Below are 17168 nucleotides of genomic sequence, written 5' to 3' on the forward strand. Positions count from 1 at the left end.
CAAACCCCAGTGCAAGCAACTTGCTATGTCTTTTATAGCTACCAGCGCTTTGAAGACGGGCGTCAGAAGCCATTTTCCCTAAAAATTGGTGCCCCACCACCCCCTGTGCACCCACTGCACCATGGCCCGGCAAGCCCCGGCCTCGGTCGGTCGCTTTCATCCGCCCCGCTGCGCCCTGCTCCAACGCTCCCTCGCTTTCAGGATGCAAGAAAACCTCGCCCCCAATTCCAAAGTAATTTAGTCAAGATAATGCGCAACCAAATCAAGCGAACCACAGAAACCGATAAATAAAATCGGAAATCCCCAAGTGAACATAACGCATCACCGTCACCGAATGGGAACGCAAAAATGAGGGCACTTGCGGTTGGAGGCACCTGCGGAAGGCGCAAAACATGTATCTTAGTTACATTGCACTCTACTGACGGGTCTCCTAGCGTGGGCCACCCTTGGCGCATTCAGAACAGAACCCTGGCACCTCTGGGATTGAATCTGCGGCTGGCAACCCGGGAACGGCAGCCCTTGCGTATGCACCGTTCTCCCCGCAGCAGTGGGGTGGCCAGGCCGTTGGCCAGCGCGCAGACCCCATGAACACTGGCTTTGGTGCGTTGCAGCAGGATTCGATGCTGGGTGAGCCCCATCGCTTCTGCCAAGGCGGCGCACTCAGCCAAGCTCTCAGGCACCAAGTTCCTCAAAAAAGCCATAAGAAAAGTATGTTTTTTGATCGCGATCAAACATACATCTCACGTACAGGTTCAGCATACCGGGCATCAGGTTACATATCAGTAAATACAAAAAACCCACGACAGCAGAAATGTTCAACCGATATTTCGGTTATGTAGCCGGTCAAGAATTTTCAGCACTCCACGATTCGATACGGTGCTGAAAATATAGGCAAATCGATTTTCTGGCTGTTCACACCAATATCTGCGCCACACACCGCCGCGCGACGAAAGCCCCCCTTGAATATCTCCAGCGCCATTGTTTATGCGAGGCCCGGCACCGATGCCGTGCTGCGCGAGCGACTCACCCAAGTGCAGGGTGTCGAAGTGCATGCCGCCTCCGAGGACGGAAAGATCATCGTCACCATCGAAGCCGAAAACGACCGCGCAGCGATCGATGTCTATGAGGCCCTCGGGCGCATCGACGATGTTTTGAATATCGCCATGATCTTTCAGCAAACCGAATCCCACCCTGATCAGGAGTTAGTGAAATGCAAGTAACCCGTCGTGACCTCATCAAGGCACATGCTGTCACCGCTGCTGCCACGGCCATCGGCATCAGCGTTCCAGGCGCGCAGGCGCTGGCGCAATCTGCCGGCTCCGGCGACGACATCCGTTGGGACAAGGGCGCCTGCCGTTTCTGCGGCACCGGTTGCGGCGTGCTCATCGGCGTCAAGGACGGTCGCGTGGTGGCCACCCAGGGCGACCCCGACGCGCCAGTCAACAAGGGCCTGAACTGCATCAAGGGTTACTTCCTGTCCAAGATCATGTACGGCAAGGACCGCCTCACGCAGCCGCTGCTGCGCATGAAGGACGGCAAGTTCGACAAGAACGGCGAGTTCGCACACATCTCGTGGGACAAGGCATTCGACATCATGGAGGAGAAGTGCAAGGCCGCGCTCAAGGCGGGCGGGCCGCGCAACATCGGCATGTTCGGTTCCGGCCAATGGACGATCTGGGAGGGCTACGCTGCCGCCAAGTTGTTCAAGGCCGGTTTCCGTTCCAACAACATCGACCCCAACGCCCGCCACTGCATGGCCTCGGCCGTGGCCGGCTTCATGCGCACCTTCGGCATTGACGAGCCCATGGGCTGCTATGACGACTGCGAGCACGCCGACGCCTTCGTGCTGTGGGGCTCGAACATGGCCGAGATGCACCCCATCCTGTGGTCGCGCGTCACCGACCGGCGCCTGACGGCCAAGCATGTCAAGCTGCATGTGCTGTCCACCTTCACGCACCGCTCGTGCGAACTGGCCGACAGCGAGCTGATCTTCAAGCCCCAGTCGGACCTGGCGATCCTCAACTACATCTGCAACTACATCATCCAGAGCGGCGCGGTGAACGAGGACTTCGTCAAGAAGCACGTGAACTTCCGCAAGGGCGTGACCGACATCGGCTACGGCCTGCGCCCCACCCACCCGCTGGAGCAGGCCGCCGGCAACAACGGCTACCCCGGCCCGGACGGCAAGCCCAAGGGCGCGCCCGATGCATCTGCGCCCATCAGCTTCGAGGAATTCAAGCAGTTCGTCGCCGAATACACCCTCGATAAGGCGCATGAGCTTTCGGGTGTGCCCAAGGACAAGCTCGAAGCGCTGGCAAAGACCTATGCCGACCCCAAGACCAAGGTCACGTCCTTCTGGACCATGGGCTTCAACCAGCACACGCGCGGCACCTGGGTCAACAACATGATCTACAACGTCCACCTGCTGGTGGGCAAGATCTCCGAGCCCGGCAACAGCCCGTTCTCACTCACCGGCCAGCCCTCGGCCTGCGGCACGGCGCGCGAAGTGGGCACCTTCGCCCACCGCCTGCCCGCCGACATGGTGGTGACCAACCCCAAGCACCGCGAGATTTCCGAGAAGCAGTGGAAGCTGCCCGCCGGCACCATTCCCGACTGGATCGGCCTGCACGCCGTGGCCCAGAGCCGCGCCCTGAAGGACGGCAAGCTCAACTTCTACTGGACCACGACCACCAACAACATGCAGGCCGGGCCGAACATCAACGGCGAAATCTGGCCCGGTTTCCGCAATCCGGCCAACTTCGTCGTGGTGTCCGACTGCTACCCCACGGTGTCCGCCATGGCGGCCGACCTGATCCTGCCCTCGGCCATGTGGGTGGAGAAGGAAGGGGCCTTTGGCAACGCCGAGCGCCGCACGCAGTTCTGGCGCCAGCAGGTCAAGGCTCCGGGCCAGGCCAAGTCCGATCTGTGGCAGTACATCCAGTTCTCCAAGCGCTTCAAGGTCGAGGAAGTGTGGCCTGCCGAGCTGCTGGACAAGGCCCCCGAGTACAAGGGCAAGACCCTGTACGACGTGCTGTATGCCAATGGCCAGGTGAACAAGTTCCCGCTGTCGGATCTGCAGAAGGGCTTTGACAACGACGAATCCAAGGAACTGGGCTTCTACCTGCAAAAGGGCCTGTTCGAGGAATACGCCGAGTTCGGCCGCGGCCATGCACACGACCTGGCGGCGTTCGACGTGTACCACAAGGCACGCGGCCTGCGCTGGCCCGTGGTGGACAACAAGGAAACGCTGTGGCGCTTCCGCGAGGGCTACGACCCCTACGTGAAGAAGGGCGAAGTGGTCAAGTTCTACGGCAAGCCCGACGGCAAGGCCTGGATCTTCGCCCTGCCCTACGCGCCCGCCGCCGAGATGCCCGACGCCGAGTACGACCTGTGGCTTTCCACCGGCCGCGTGCTGGAGCACTGGCACACCGGCTCGATGACGCGCCGCGTGCCCGAGCTGTACCGCTCCATGCCCGATGCCTGGCTCTACATGCACCCCGACGACGCAAAGAAGCGCGGGCTGCAGCGCGGCGACACCGTCAAGGTGATGACGCGGCGCGGCGAGGTCAGCACCAAGGTGGAAACCCGTGGCCGCAACAAGCCGCCGCTGGGCCTGGTGTTCATGCCCTTCTTCGACGAGCACCGCCTGGTGAACAAGCTCACGCTGGACGCCACCTGCCCGATCTCGAAAGAGACCGACTTCAAGAAGTGCGCCTGCAAGGTGGTGAAGGCCTGACCCTCCAAGGGCGCATGGAGACATGCACCCGGCCCCTCACTCTTTCCGTTCCGCCCACACCATGACCGCCCCCGTCAAAGACACCGCGCGCCGCCAGTTCATCCTCGACACCACGAAGATGGCCTGCGGCATGGGTGTGCTCGGACTGGGCCTGGGCTTGGTCAACAAGCAGGCCAAGGCCTTGCCAGCGGGCGCCATCCGGCCACCGGGCGCGGGCAGCGAGACGGACTTCCAGTCCGCCTGCATCCGCTGCGGCCTGTGCGTGCGCGACTGCCCCTATGACATCCTGCAACTGGCCACGCCAGCGCAGCAGGTGGCCACGGGCACGCCCTTCTTCGTGGCGCGCAGCAAGCCTTGCGAGATGTGCGAGGACATCCCCTGCGTCAAGGCCTGCCCCACGGGCGCGCTGGACCATGACCTCACCGACATCACCCAGGCCAAGATGGGCCTGGCGGTGCTGGTGGACCATGAAACCTGCCTGAACTTCCTGGGCCTGCGCTGCGACGTGTGCTACCGCGTCTGCCCGGTGATCGACAAGGCCATCACGCTCGAAGTGCAGCACAACGAGCGCACGGCCAAGCACACCATGTTCCTGCCCACGGTGCACTCCGAGCACTGCACGGGCTGCGGCAAGTGCGAGGCGTCCTGCGTGCTGGAAGTGGCGGCCATCAAGGTCTATCCCATCGCGCAGGCCAAGGGCGAGCTGGGCGCGCACTACCGCATCGGCTGGGAAGAAAAGCGCAAGGCCGGCCAGTCGCTGGTGGAAGACAAGGGCCTGATCGACCTGCCTGACCGCATGCCCGAAGGCACCACCTTGCCCGGCCACTTTGACCCAGGAAGCAGCAAGGGCCTGCCCAGCAGCCCCTTCGGCTCTGAAGGCAAACTCCCTGACGGAGCACCGCGATGAAGCCCGCCGACAACGCTTTTGCCCGCGAGGCCATCGAAGCCAAGGGCTGGTGGGGTGCGCACCGCTGGCTGGTGCTGCGCCGACTGGTGCAACTGACAGTGCTCGCACTGTTCCTTGTGGGACCGTGGTTCGGCTGGTGGATCGTCAAGGGCAACCTCAACTACAGCCTGACGCTGGAAACGCTGCCGCTGGCAGATCCGCTGGTGATGCTGCAACTGCTCGCCACGCGCCATGTGCCCGAGCGCAACGCCATCATCGGCGTGTGCATCGTGCTGGCCTTCTACCTGCTGGTGGGTGGGCGCGTCTATTGCGCCTGGGTGTGCCCGGTGAACATCGTCACCGACACTGCCAGCGCGCTGCGCCGCAAGCTCGACATCCGCGGCGGCGGCGACATGCCGCGCCAGACGCGCTACTGGATCCTGGCCCTCATCCTTGTGCTGGCGGCCACCACCGGCGGCATCGTCTGGGAGCTGGTGAACCCGGTCTCCCTGCTGCCGCGCGGCCTGATCTTCGGCATGGGCGCGGGCTGGCTGGTCATTGGCGGCATCTTCCTGTTCGACCTGTTCGTCATGAAGCGCGGCTGGTGCGGGCATCTGTGCCCCGTGGGTGCCTTCTACAGCCTGCTGGGCCGCTGGAGCCTGGTGCGCGTGTCGGCCACCAAGCGCGAGGACTGCAACAACTGCCTCGACTGCTTCGTCGCCTGCCCCGAGCAGCAGGTGATCCGCATGCCGCTCAAGGGCGCCGCCAAGGGCGTGGGCCCCATGATCCTGGACAGCAACTGCACCAACTGCGGGCGCTGCATCGATGTCTGCTCCAAAGACGTATTCACCTTTGTTCCGCGCTTTGCGCCGAACGAGGCCCCCACTACCAGTGCGGCCCCACAGCCGCCGCAATGATTCCAAACACCTTTCAAACGTGGAGATCCCCATCATGAAGACGACCCTCAAAATCTCGCTGGCCGCCCTCCTGTCCGTGGCCGCATGCTGGAGCGCAGCGCAGACGGTGAGCGCCATGCGCGGCAGTGATGTGCCGGCCGTCGACAAGGCTCCCGAGATCCAGCCCTACCTCGGCAGCAAGCCCGGCGGTCACGCACTCATCCCCCGCACCTTCCAGCAGCAACCGCCGCTGGTGCCGCACAAGGTTGAAGGTTTCGACGACATCACCAGCGAAGACAACGTCTGTCTGGATTGCCACATCCACAAGGAGGTGCGCGGCCAGAAGATCCCGCAGGTCAAGGAAAGCCACCTAGTCAAGCCCGTCAACCCCGATGCCCCGGTGATCGACAAGGCGCGCTGGCAGTGCAATTCCTGCCACGTACCGCAGATCGACGCCAAGCCCCTGGTGGAAAACGTCTTCAAGGGCAACGCCGCCGCCAAGTGATTCTCACCCGGGCGCCAGCCGCCCGGTATGCCTCTGCTCCAAATACCCCCCGCTATTGCGCGCCATGGCAGTGTCCCTGCCCTCTGGCGCGGTTTTTTTGGGCCACATTGAAAGTGTCAAGCGCAGCCCTCGGTGCCATCGTGGGATGACGCTCAGAGCCGATGCCGCGCCCAGGGTCAAAGCAGCGTCGGCCAGAGGAAACTTGATAAAGTGGCGGCCAAGGCCCATTTTGGTGGTTCCAAGGGTTTGGGAATACGGCAAAACCATTCTGGAAGCTGCCCCTCCAAACCACAGCCACGGTGCCTCCGTTTTTTTATTACCAACACATTTCAAAGGTTCCCCATGGCACGCATGGTTCAATGCATCAAGCTCGGCAAGGAAGCCGAAGGCCTTGACTTCCCCCCCTATCCCGGCGAGCTCGGCAAGCGCATCTGGCAAAGCGTGAGCAAGGAAGCCTGGGCCGCCTGGATCAAACACCAGACCATGCTGGTGAATGAAAATCGCCTGAACCTGGCCGACGCACGCGCCCGCCAGTACCTGGCACGCCAGATGGAGCAACATTTCTTCGGCGGCGGTGCGGACGCGGTGCAGGGCTACGTCCCCCCCAGCGCCTGACACGCCCACCCCGTGCCCTCTGCACGCACACCGGCGCCCTCCGCGGCGCCTTTTTTCATTGGCTATTGAAGCAACCCACCATGGCTGACGGCATTGACTGGCTCGACGACGGCACCCCCTACAGCAAACGCTTTGGCGACCGCTACCACGGCGAGCAAGGCGCACTGGCACAGGCGCAGGCCGTGTTTCTACAGGGCTGCGGCCTGCCCCAGGCCTGGGCTGGCGCACGGCAGTGGCGCATCCTGGAGACCGGGTTTGGCATGGGGCTCAACTTCCTGGCCACCTGGGCTGCTTGGCGGGCAGATGCGCAGCGCCCCCAGATGCTGCATTTCATGTCGGTGGAAGCGTGGCCGGCATCCGCCTGCGACCTGATGCGCGCCGCAGAGCGCCACCCGGAGTTGCTGCCACTGGCCCACGAACTGTTCGCCCAGTACTGGGGTCTGCTGCCCGGCGTGCACCGGCTGGTGTTCGAGGGTGGACGCGTACTGCTGACCCTGGCCATTGGCGACGCCCACATGCAGTTGCGCGAACAGGCTTGGCAAGCCGATTCGGTCTATCTGGACGGGTTCGCCCCGCAGTGCAACCCTGACATCTGGAGCCTGCCCACCCTGCAGGCCATGGCGCGCTGCTGCCACCCAGGCACCCGTTTGGCCAGTTGGACTGTGGCAGGTAGCGTGCGCGAGGCCTTGGCGCAGTGCGGCTTCCGTGTGGAAAAGGTGCCTGGCCTGCCCCCCAAGCGCGCAAATCTGAACGCATGGTACGAACCCGCCTGGTCCGCACCCAGCCCCGCGCCTTGGCCTGCAGAGCGCACATGCATCGTCATTGGCGCCGGGCTGGCGGGTGCCACCAGCGCTGCCAGCCTGGCGCGGCGCGGCTGGCGGGTGGACGTGATCGACGCTGGTGAGACACCGGCCACCGGCGCCTCGGGCCTGCCGGTGGGGCTGTTCGGGCCGCACCTCTCCAGCGACGACAACGTGTTCACCCGCGTTTCGCGCGCCGGGGTGCGCGCCATGCTGCAGCAATCGCAGGCCCTGCTGGAGAGCGGCGTGGACTGGAGCCCCAGCGGCGTGCTGGAGCGCCGGCCCCCCGGCAAACCGGGCCTGCCCCCGGGTTGGGAGGACGGCCCAGGCCCAGACTGGTACCACGCCGCGCCCACCGCCACGCTGCAAACCGCAGGCTTGCCCGAGGACAGTACCGCCTGCTGGCATGTGCAAGCAGGCTGGGTGCGTCCGCAACGCCTGGTCGAGCGCCTGCTGGCACAGCCCGGCATCCATGTGCGGCTGGGCCACCGGGTGGCCGGGTTGCAGCGCAGCGCCTGCGGCGACTGGCAGGTGATGGACGCGCAAGGAACCCTCTTGGCCCAGGCCCCACTGGTGGTGCTGGCCGCAGGCCCGGCCACCAATGCGCTGCTGAGTCTGGCGCAGGCCCCGCACCTGCCCCTGCAGCCCGTGCGCGGGCAATTGAGCTGGGGGCCGCAAACGGCGGCCATGGCCGGTTTGCCCCCTTTTCCCATCAACGGCAACGGCGCACTGGTCGCGCATGTGCCGCACGGCGCAGGGACCGCATGGCACCTGGGCTCGACCTTTGACCGCGACCAGGAGCGCCTGCCTTTGAGCCCCGAAGAACAGGCCACGGCCCATGCCACCAACCTGCACCGCCTGCAAAGCCTGGTGCCCAGCGCCGAGCCGCTGCTGCACCCGGCCTTTGAAACCACAGAACTCGATGCCCTGCACGCCTGGGCCGGCGTGCGCTGCACCTCACCCGACCGGCTGCCCTGCGTGGGGCCAGTGTCGGCCGACCGGCCCGGCCTGTGGGTGAGCACGGCCATGGGCGCACGCGGGCTCACGCGGGCTGTGCTGTGCGGTGAGCTGCTGGCTGCCTGGCTGCACCAGGAACCCTTGCCACTGGACGCCAAGCTGGCCCGCGCCCTGCGCGCCGAACGCTTGGTGGCCGCCAGCGCATCCAAATAGCATTTTGGATATATAAGAAGCACAAAAAATTAGTTTGCATATATATAAAGGCCGCCTACAGTCGCGGCCATGCCAGATATTGCATTCATCGTTGCCGGCTTTGCCGTGGGGCTGATCGTGGGACTGACCGGTGTGGGCGGCGGCTCGTTGATGACGCCCGTGCTGATCTTCTTCTTTGGCGTGAAGCCGCACCTGGCGATCGGCACCGACCTGCTGTTTGCCGCCTTCACCAAGCTGGGCGGCACAGTAAGCATGGCGCGCCAGCGCCTGGTGCCCTGGCGTGTGGTGGGCCTGCTGAGTGCGGGCAGCATTCCGGCAGCGCTGGCTGCGCTGTGGCTGCTGCACTACCTGGGCCCTGCCAGCGACCGCGTGCAACACCTCATGACCACCACCCTGGGCGTGGCACTGCTGCTGACAGCCGCCGCCACGCTGTACAAGGTGCTGGCCTTTTCGGCCCAGCGCCAGGCCGCCGAGCTGGCAGCCCGCCGGGCCAACGCCGCCAATGCCGCCGAGCCGCGCCACTGGAGCCTGCCGGTGCTGCTGGGGGCGGTCATCGGCGTCATGGTCACGTTCACCTCGGTGGGGGCGGGCGCGATTGGCGTGACCGTGCTGCTGCTGGTGTTCCCGCACCTGCCGCTGCCACGCATCGTTGCCGCCGACATTGCCTACGCTGTGCCGCTGACGCTGGTCGCTGGCATGGGCCATGCGTCGCTGGGTTCCGTGGACTGGCCGTTGCTGGCGCAGTTGCTGGCAGGTTCGCTGCCTGGCATCTGGCTGGGTTCGCGCCTGGTGTCACGCACGCCGGAGCGGCTCATCCGCTCGGCCCTTTCCGTGCTGCTCGCCTGGGCGGGCGCCAAACTGGTTTTTATCTAAGAAGCTGTGAACGAACCCACCATGCCCGCTCATTCCGCCAAAACACACCCGCTCGTCGTTGCAAATGCTCGCCACAGCCCGCACTATGGCTGCGCTTTGCGCCTAGATCGGCCGCGTTTTCGCGGCCTGCTCGGACACGCCGGATTCATTCACACCTTCTGAGTATTCCCATGTACCAATACACCGAATTCGACAAGCAGTTCATCAGCCTGCGTGCCCAACAGTTCCGCGACCAGCTCGAGCGCTGGCAACGCGGCGAGCTGAGCGATGAGCAATTGCTACCGCTGCGCCTGCAAAATGGCTGGTACATCCAGCGCTATGCGCCCATGGCGCGCATTGCCGTGCCCTATGGCGAAATCAGCAGCACGCAGTTGCGCATGCTGGCGCACATTGCGCGCGACTACGACCGCCCCACGCCCGAGCTGCTGGCTCACGCGCAGGCCACGCAAGACCAGTTGCAGGCGGCCCAGCCCGGCCTGACGCTGGCTGCCGCGCCCCTGACCTACGGCTACGGGCACTTCACCACGCGCACCAACGTGCAGTTCAACTGGATTCCCATCACCAAGGCGGCCGATGTGATGGACCTACTGGCCAGCGTGCACATGCACGGTATCCAGACCAGCGGCAACACCATCCGCAACATCACCTGCGAAGCCTATGAGGGCATTGCCGAGGACGAGATCCTGGACACCCGGCCCTTTGCCGAAATCATGCGCCAGTGGAGCACGCTGCACCCAGAGTTCGCCTTCCTGCCGCGCAAGTTCAAGATCGCCTTCAACGGCGCCGAGGAAGACCGCGCCGCCACCGGCTGGTACGACATCGGCCTGCAGGCGCGCCGCGCCGAGGACGGCAGCGCGGGCTTCACCGTCAAGGTGGGCGGCGGCATGGGCCGCACGCCCGTCATTGGCAGCGTGGTGCGCGAATTCCTGCCCTGGGACCAGATCCTCAACTACGTGGAGGCCGTGATCCGCGTGTACAACGGCTACGGCCGCCGTGACAACAAGTGGAAGGCACGCATCAAGATCCTGGTCAAGGCCGAGGGTCAATCCTTCATCGACGCAGTGGAAAAAGAGTACCGCGCCATTGTGGAACAGGACGGCGCACCGCACACCATCACCGCGGCGGAACTGGCCCGCGTGCAGGCCAGCTTTGTGGTGCCGCCGCTGCAGCCCGCCGGCCGCACGCACAGCGTGAACACCTCCGGCCAGCTCTACCAGCGCTGGCTGCAGCAAAACGTGCGCGGCCACAAGCTGGCAGGCATGAAGGCAGTCACACTGTCCTTCAAGCGCGTGGGCTTTGCCCCAGGCGACGCCAGCGCCGACACGCTGGACGCCCTGGCCCAGCTGGCCGAGCAGTTCAGCGCTGGCGAGGCGCGCATCACCCACGACCAGAACCTGATGCTGCCCTGGGTGTTTGAAAGTGACCTGCCCGCACTGTACGAAGCCGCACGCACGCTGGGTCTGGCCCAGCCCAACATCGGCCTGCTGACCGACATGATTGCCTGCCCCGGCGGCGACTTCTGCTCGCTGGCCAACGCCCGCTCGCTGCCCATTGCGGCAGCCATCACCGAGCGCTACCAGGACCTGGACGAACTGTTCGACCTGGGCCCCATCGACCTGCACATGAGCGGCTGCATCAACAGCTGCGGCCACCACCACAGCGGCCACATTGGCATCCTGGGCGTGGACAAGGACGGCATGGAGTGGTACCAGATCACCCTGGGCGGCTCGGACGGCTCGCAACTGTCGGGCCCGGCCATTGGCGGCAAGGTGGTGGGCCCCGCGTTCTCGGCGGCCGAAGTGCCCGACGTGATCGAGGCCTTGCTGGGCACCTACCGCAGCCTGCGCAAGGGCGGCGAGTTCTTCATCGACACGCTGCGCCGCGTGGGGCAAGACCCCTTCAAGGCCGCCGCCAACGGCGCACGCCACCCCAAGGCCACTGAGGAAGCCCTGGCCGAATGAGCACCGCCCCTGTATTCCACGATGGATTCACTATGAAAATAATAGCTGCTGACGCAATAGATACGGGCGCTGAGAGCCAAAAAGTGCTGCAAATCGCCAACGATGCCGACCTGGCCGAACTGGTGGGCAGCGGCGCCCTCGAAGGGGTGGACCGCATCGAGCTGGTCTTCCCCAAGTTCACCGACGGCCGCGCCTTCAGCCAGGCCGTGCTGCTGCGCCGCCGCTACCGCTTTGCGGGCGACCTGCGTGCCACGGGCGACGTGCTGATCGACCAGCTCCTGCAAATGCAGCGCAGCGGCTTCAGCAGCGCCGTGCTGGCCCCCGGCATCCAGGCCGACGCGGCCGAGCGCCAACTGGCACGCTACCAAGGCTTCTACCAGGGCGACATGCTGGAGCCGCGCCCCTTGTTTGCCCGGGAGGCCGCATGAGCGCGCGCCGGGCCGTTCCCAAGCAAGCTCGCCCCGCAGTGCGCAGCACGGAGGTAACCCAATGAGCACAGTGACCGCCGCCGAACTTGCCCGCGTCAACGCTGAACTGGGCCGCGACGCCGCAGGCCTCACAGCCTGGGCGCTGGGCCTGGGCCAGCGCGCCATCGTCACCACCAACTTCCGCCCGTTCGAGGCCGTCATCCTGCACCTGGTCAGCCGCGTGCAACCCGATGTGCCCGTGGTGTGGATGGACAACGGCTACAACACCGAAGCCACCTACCGCTTTGCCGACGAAGTGACCCGGCTGCTGAACCTGAACCTGCGCATCTACCTGCCGCGCCGCTCGCGCGCGCACCGCGAGGCAGTGGAAGGCGCCACGCCCGCGCTCGACGACCCGCGCCACGCCGCCTTCACCGAAGAGGTGAAGCTCGAACCCTTTGCCCGCGCCCTGCGCGAGAACGCGCCCCAGGTCTGGTTCACCGCGCTGCGCGCCACCGACACGGCCGTGCGCGCGCAGATGGAGCCCGTCAGCATCAACCCCGACGGCCTCATCAAGGTGGCGCCGCTGCTGCACTGGACGTCCAAGGACCTGCACGAATACTGCAAGGCACACGGCCTGCCCAATAATTTTGATTACGTGGACCCGACCAAGGGCGAAGACAACCGCGAATGTGGTCTTCATCTCGCCCACTGACCCCGACCGAACACGACCATGAACGCCCGCATCGACACCTCCACGCTGAGCCACCTCAGCAACCGCCACCTCGACGCGCTGGAAGAAGAAACCATCTTCATCCTGCGCGAAGTGGCCGCCGCCTTCGAGCGCCCCACCCTGCTGTTCTCGGGCGGCAAGGATTCGCTGGTCATGCTCAAGTGTGCCGAGAAGGCCTTCGGCGTGGGCCGCATCCCCTACCCGCTGCTCATGATCGACACGGGCCACAACTTCCATGAGGTGACGGACTTCCGCGACTTCCGTGCCAAGGAGCTGGGCGCCGAGCTCATCGTGCGCAGCGTCGAGGACTCCATGGCGCGCGGCACCGTGCGCCTGGCGCACCCCGGTGAGAGCCGCAACGTGCACCAGTCGGTCACGCTGCTGGAAGCCATCGAGGAATTCCGCTTCGACGCCCTCATCGGCGGCGCCCGCCGCGACGAGGAAAAGGCCCGCGCCAAGGAGCGCATCTTCAGCCACCGCGACAGCTTCGGCCAATGGCAGCCCAAGGCCCAGCGCCCCGAGCTGTGGACGCTGTTCAACACCCGCCTGCAGCCCGGCGAGCACTTCCGCGTGTTCCCCATCAGCAACTGGACCGAGCTGGACGTGTGGCAGTACATCGACCGCGAGAACATCGCCCTGCCCTCGCTGTACTACGCGCACCCGCGACAGGTGGTCGAGCGCCGCGGGCTGCTGGTGCCCGTCACGCCGCTCACGCCCGCCAAGGACGGCGAAACCATCGAGACACGCACCGTGCGTTTCCGCACCGTGGGCGACATCACCTGCACCTGCCCGGTGGAAAGCCCGGCCGCCACGGCAGGCGAGATCGTGATCGAAACCCTGGCTGCCGAGGTCAGTGAGCGCGGCGCCACGCGCATGGACGACAAGACTTCCGATGCTTCCATGGAGAAGCGCAAGAAAGACGGGTATTTTTGATGCAACCCCCTGAGTCGCTTCGCGCCTTCCCCCTTCTCTCGTGCTGCGCACGGGAAGGGGGACACCACCAGCGCGGCGGGGCGGCCCTTGCGCGGTGGTCACTGGCCTGGACAGCGCCTCATCAAACATTGCAGATTGCAACACGGCAATCTGGATCACTGAGATCAATCCAATGACGAACACTATCAATTCAATAGCTGCCAGCGCAGCAAATACGGGCGCTGCAGCCCAAAATGACCATATTTCTGCGCTCAAGTTCATCACCTGCGGCAGCGTGGACGACGGCAAGAGCACGCTGATCGGCCGCCTGCTGGTGGACAGCCGCGCCGTGCTGCAGGACCACCTGGCCGGCGTGCAGCGTGGTGGCGAGGTGGACCTGGCCCTGCTGACCGACGGCCTCAGTGCGGAACGCGAACAGGGCATCACCATCGACGTGGCCTACCGCTACTTTGCCACCGAAGAGCGCAAGTTCATCATCGGCGACGCGCCGGGCCACGAGCAGTACACACGCAACATGGTCACCGCCGCATCGCAGGCCGACGCCGCCGTGGTGCTGGTGGATGCCACCAAGCTCGACTGGAAAAACCCGCAACTCGCGCTGCTGCCGCAAACGCGCCGCCACAGCCTGCTGGTGCACCTGCTGCGCGTGCATTCGCTGGTGTTTGCCGTGAACAAGCTCGACGCCGTGGAAGACCCGCAGCTCGCCTTCCAGCACATCGGCGCCGCGCTGGCGCAGTTCGCCCAGGACGCCGGCATCCAGGTGGCCGCCACCGTGCCCGTCTCGGCCCTCAAGGGCTGGAACGTGGTGGATCGCCACAGCGGCTGGTGCGGCTACGAAGGCCCGAGCCTGCTGCAGATCCTCGAGCTGCTGCCCAACACCCCGGCCGATACCGGCCTGCCGCTGGCCTTCCCGGTGCAGTGGGTGGAGAAGTTCTCGTCTTCGTCCGACACCAGCCAGGGTCGCCGCGTGTTCTGGGGCCGTGTGGCCGCAGGCAGCGTGCAGCCGGGTAGCGCGGTGCAGGTCTTCCCCAGCGGGCAACTGGCCACCGTGGCCCAGGTGCTGGACCACGCACGCCGCCCCACCACCGTGGGTGCGGGCGAGAGCGCGGGCATCATCCTCGACCGTGAGGTGGACGTCTCGCGCGGCGACTGGATCGTGGCCGCGCCCACGCAGACCGCCGTGGCCGAAGACGACTTTGACGCACCTGCCGCCGTACCCGCATGGCCCGGCCAGCGCGAGATCAAGGCCACCGTGGCCTGGATGGACAACGAACCGCTGCTGGCGGGCCGCGTCTATTGGGCGCTGCACGGCCACCGCTGGGTCAAGGCCAAGGTGCGCCGCGTGGTGCACCGGCTGGACATCAACACCCTGGCCGAGGAAGACGCCGAGCGGCTGGACCCCAACGCCATCGGCCATGTGGAGCTGCTGCTGCAGGAACCCCTGCCCGCTGCACCGTTCAGCCAGACGCGTGTGCTGGGCTCGCTGATTCTGGTGGATACGGCCAGCAACGCCACCGCAGGCGCCGTGCTGGTGAACTGAGCCAAAGCAACAAGCGCTCAGTTTTCCCCTGCACCGGCAGGGCCGCCCCCGGGGGGCGGCCTGCCACCGACTTAAAATCCAGGGTTATCCCGATTACAAATTCACACTGCCATGACCCACGTCGTCTCCGAAAACTGCATCAAGTGCAAATACACCGATTGTGTGGACGTGTGCCCCGTTGACTGCTTCGTCGAAGGCCCGAACATGCTGGTCATCAACCCGGACGAGTGCATCGACTGCGCCGTCTGCGTGCCTGAGTGCCCTGCCAACGCCATCTTCGCCGAGGAAGACCTGCCCCCCACCGAGCTGGCCTTCATCAAGATCAACGCCGATCTGACCAACGCCCCCGGCTGGAAGCCCATCACCAAGCGCAAGGCCGCCCTGCCCGACGCCGACGAGTGGAACGGCCAGCCCGGCAAGGTCAAGGACCTGCAGCGGTAATGCACAACCCCCTGTGGCGCTGCGCGCCTTCCCCCTTCTCTCGCAAAGCCATGCTTTGCGGGAAGGGGGACGCCGCCGGTGCTGCGGGGCGACCCTTGCACGGCGGCCCTGGCCTGGGCCGCGTCCGTTGCATCGGCTGCAGGCCTCACTGAGTTCAGGAATGCTCAGCACCGACGCCATCGTCATCGGCGCGGGGCCTGTTGGCCTTTTTCAGGTGTTCCAGCTCGGCCTGCAAGGCCTGCGCGCCCACGTCATCGACGCGCTGCCCCACCCCGGCGGCCAGTGCGCCGAGCTGTACGGCGACAAACCCATCTACGACATCCCAGCCGTCCAGGCCTGCACCGGGAACGAACTGGTGCAGCGCCTGCTGACACAAATCCAGCCCTTCGCCCCCACGCTGCACCTCGGCCAGCAGGTGGACACGGTGCAGGCATTGCCCGAAGGCGGCTTCCGCGTCGGCACCGCGCAAGGCACGCAGCTGCAGGCCCGCGCCGTGTTCATCGCCACCGGCGTGGGCGCCTTCGTGCCGCGCACCCTCAAGCTCCCAGGGCTCGAGGCCCATGAGGGCGGCCAACTGCGCTACCGCTTGGACGACAACGCCAGCCTCACGGGCCAGCGCGTGGTGGTGCACGGCGGCGACGAATCCGCCGTGCAGCAAGCCATCGCCTGCGCCACCGCCCCCGAGGCCCTGCGCCCCGCCCACACCACCCTGCAGCACCGCCGCGACGTGTTCGACGCCCCGCCCGCCCTGCTGGAAGAGTTGCAGGCCCTGCGCGCGGCCGGCCGCATCGCGGTCGCCATCGGCGTGGCCGGCGGCATCGTAGAAGAACAAGGCCGTCTCACCGCGCTGGAACTGACCACGCCCGAGGGCACGCAGCTGCGCCTGCCGCTGGACCTGCTGCTCGTGCGCCTGGGTCTGGTGCCGCGCCTGGGGCCCATCGCCGAATGGGGCCTGGCCTTGGAACGCAAGCAGCTCGTGGTGGACACCGCCACCTTCGCCACCAGCGAGCCCGGCATCCACGCCGTGGGCGACGCCATCACCTACCCCGGCAAGCGCAAGCTCATCCTCAGCGGCTTCCACGAAGCCACGCTGGCCGCCTTTGGCGCGGCGGAATGGCTGGCGGGGCACAAGCTGCCGCTGGAGTACACGACCAGCAGCGAACGACTGCAAGGCTTGCTGGGTGTGGCGCCGTCGGCGCGCTGACCAGACTGGGGCGCGCCTGGCCAGAGAATTCGGCGCGCTACTTCCCCGCGTCATTTATTAATGGCGCTAAAAACACACCCTGCTGCGGCAGAATCGCAGCGCGCGCTCAGCGCGTGCGTCTGTACCCAGACACCGCCGCCCACGGGCCCGGGCCTACCCGCCCGGCGCCCAAGGGCACCCATTCCGCAATCGTCTTCGGAAGCCTCTTTCCATGCGCCCCTTTCTCCTGAAATCCCCCCTCGTCGCTGCTGTCATCCTGGCCTGTGCGGCCCCCGCCATGGCCCAGGAGCAAGTCGTCAAGATCGGCCACAGCGGCCCCTTGTCCGGCCCCAACACCTTTGCCGGGCGCGACAACGACAACGGCGTGCGCCTGGCGGTCGAGGAGCTCAACGCCCGCAAGATCAACGTGGGTGGCAAGACGCTGAAGTTTGAAGTGGTTTCCGAGGACGACCAGTGCGACGCCAAGAC

At 65.7% G+C, this 17168-nt stretch carries 17 protein-coding genes; 16 read left to right on the plus strand and 1 reads right to left on the minus strand.

Annotation, left to right across the window (positions count from 1 at the left end; all coding sequences use genetic code 11):
- Positions 1-455: 455 nt before the first annotated feature.
- Positions 456-731, minus strand: a complete 276-nt coding sequence (locus tag MJ602_RS10750) for a hypothetical protein (RefSeq protein ID WP_243020820.1) — start codon at positions 729-731, stop codon at positions 456-458.
- 228 nt (positions 732-959) lie between these two features.
- Here MJ602_RS10750 and MJ602_RS10755 point away from each other — a divergent pair, with 228 nt between their 5' ends.
- The 16 genes from MJ602_RS10755 to MJ602_RS10830 form a co-directional block, all read left to right on the plus strand.
- Positions 960-1220, plus strand: a complete 261-nt coding sequence (locus MJ602_RS10755) for a chaperone NapD (RefSeq protein ID WP_243020821.1) — start codon at positions 960-962, stop codon at positions 1218-1220.
- Positions 1211-3736, plus strand: coding sequence for a nitrate reductase catalytic subunit NapA (gene napA / locus MJ602_RS10760; protein WP_243020822.1), 2526 nt, complete (start codon positions 1211-1213; stop codon positions 3734-3736). Before MJ602_RS10755 ends, napA begins: the two co-directional genes overlap by 10 nt.
- A gap of 61 nt (positions 3737-3797) precedes the next feature.
- Positions 3798-4643, plus strand: a complete 846-nt coding sequence (gene napG, locus MJ602_RS10765; RefSeq protein WP_243020823.1) for a ferredoxin-type protein NapG — start codon at positions 3798-3800, stop codon at positions 4641-4643.
- Positions 4640-5539 (plus strand): quinol dehydrogenase ferredoxin subunit NapH, encoded by a 900-nt coding sequence (napH, locus tag MJ602_RS10770; protein ID WP_243020824.1) that lies wholly within the window; start codon positions 4640-4642, stop codon positions 5537-5539. The genes napG and napH overlap by 4 nt, the downstream gene beginning before the upstream one ends.
- A 34-nt stretch (positions 5540-5573) precedes the next feature.
- Positions 5574-6023 carry a nitrate reductase cytochrome c-type subunit gene (locus MJ602_RS10775; protein WP_243020825.1) on the plus strand — a complete coding sequence of 150 codons (450 nt, stop codon included), beginning with the start codon at positions 5574-5576 and terminating at the stop codon, positions 6021-6023.
- A gap of 342 nt (positions 6024-6365) precedes the next feature.
- Positions 6366-6638, plus strand: a complete 273-nt coding sequence (locus MJ602_RS10780) for an oxidative damage protection protein (RefSeq protein ID WP_162015944.1) — start codon at positions 6366-6368, stop codon at positions 6636-6638.
- 80 nt (positions 6639-6718) lie between these two features.
- On the plus strand, positions 6719-8608 hold the full coding sequence (gene mnmC / locus MJ602_RS10785; RefSeq protein WP_243020826.1) for a bifunctional tRNA (5-methylaminomethyl-2-thiouridine)(34)-methyltransferase MnmC2/FAD-dependent 5-carboxymethylaminomethyl-2-thiouridine(34) oxidoreductase MnmC1: 1890 nt from the start codon (positions 6719-6721) through the stop codon (positions 8606-8608).
- Positions 8609-8677: 69 nt separating this feature from the next.
- Complete coding sequence (locus MJ602_RS10790; protein WP_243020827.1) at positions 8678-9481, plus strand: sulfite exporter TauE/SafE family protein; 804 nt, start codon at positions 8678-8680, stop codon at positions 9479-9481.
- A gap of 170 nt (positions 9482-9651) precedes the next feature.
- On the plus strand, positions 9652-11442 hold the full coding sequence (locus tag MJ602_RS10795; protein ID WP_243020828.1) for a nitrite/sulfite reductase: 1791 nt from the start codon (positions 9652-9654) through the stop codon (positions 11440-11442).
- 32 nt (positions 11443-11474) lie between these two features.
- Positions 11475-11870 (plus strand): DUF934 domain-containing protein, encoded by a 396-nt coding sequence (locus tag MJ602_RS10800; RefSeq protein ID WP_243020840.1) that lies wholly within the window; start codon positions 11475-11477, stop codon positions 11868-11870.
- Between the two features lie 61 nt (positions 11871-11931).
- Positions 11932-12564, plus strand: coding sequence for a phosphoadenosine phosphosulfate reductase domain-containing protein (locus MJ602_RS10805; RefSeq protein ID WP_243020829.1), 633 nt, complete (start codon positions 11932-11934; stop codon positions 12562-12564).
- Positions 12565-12582: 18 nt separating this feature from the next.
- A complete protein-coding gene (gene cysD, locus MJ602_RS10810) occupies positions 12583-13515 on the plus strand; it encodes a sulfate adenylyltransferase subunit CysD (protein ID WP_243020830.1) in 933 nt (310 codons plus the stop codon).
- A gap of 172 nt (positions 13516-13687) precedes the next feature.
- A complete protein-coding gene (locus MJ602_RS10815; protein WP_243020831.1) occupies positions 13688-15055 on the plus strand; it encodes a sulfate adenylyltransferase subunit 1 in 1368 nt (455 codons plus the stop codon).
- A gap of 111 nt (positions 15056-15166) precedes the next feature.
- Positions 15167-15496 carry a ferredoxin FdxA gene (fdxA, locus tag MJ602_RS10820; protein WP_119964963.1) on the plus strand — a complete coding sequence of 110 codons (330 nt, stop codon included), beginning with the start codon at positions 15167-15169 and terminating at the stop codon, positions 15494-15496.
- A 160-nt stretch (positions 15497-15656) separates the two neighbouring features.
- Positions 15657-16700, plus strand: coding sequence for an NAD(P)/FAD-dependent oxidoreductase (locus tag MJ602_RS10825; protein ID WP_243020832.1), 1044 nt, complete (start codon positions 15657-15659; stop codon positions 16698-16700).
- Positions 16701-16911: 211 nt separating this feature from the next.
- A partial coding sequence (locus MJ602_RS10830) for an ABC transporter substrate-binding protein (protein WP_243020833.1) occupies positions 16912-17168 on the plus strand: 257 nt, incomplete at its 3' end.

The sequence above is a fragment of the Simplicispira sedimenti genome, from assembly GCF_022760965.1.
GTDB lineage: Bacteria > Pseudomonadota > Gammaproteobacteria > Burkholderiales > Burkholderiaceae_C > Simplicispira > Simplicispira sedimenti.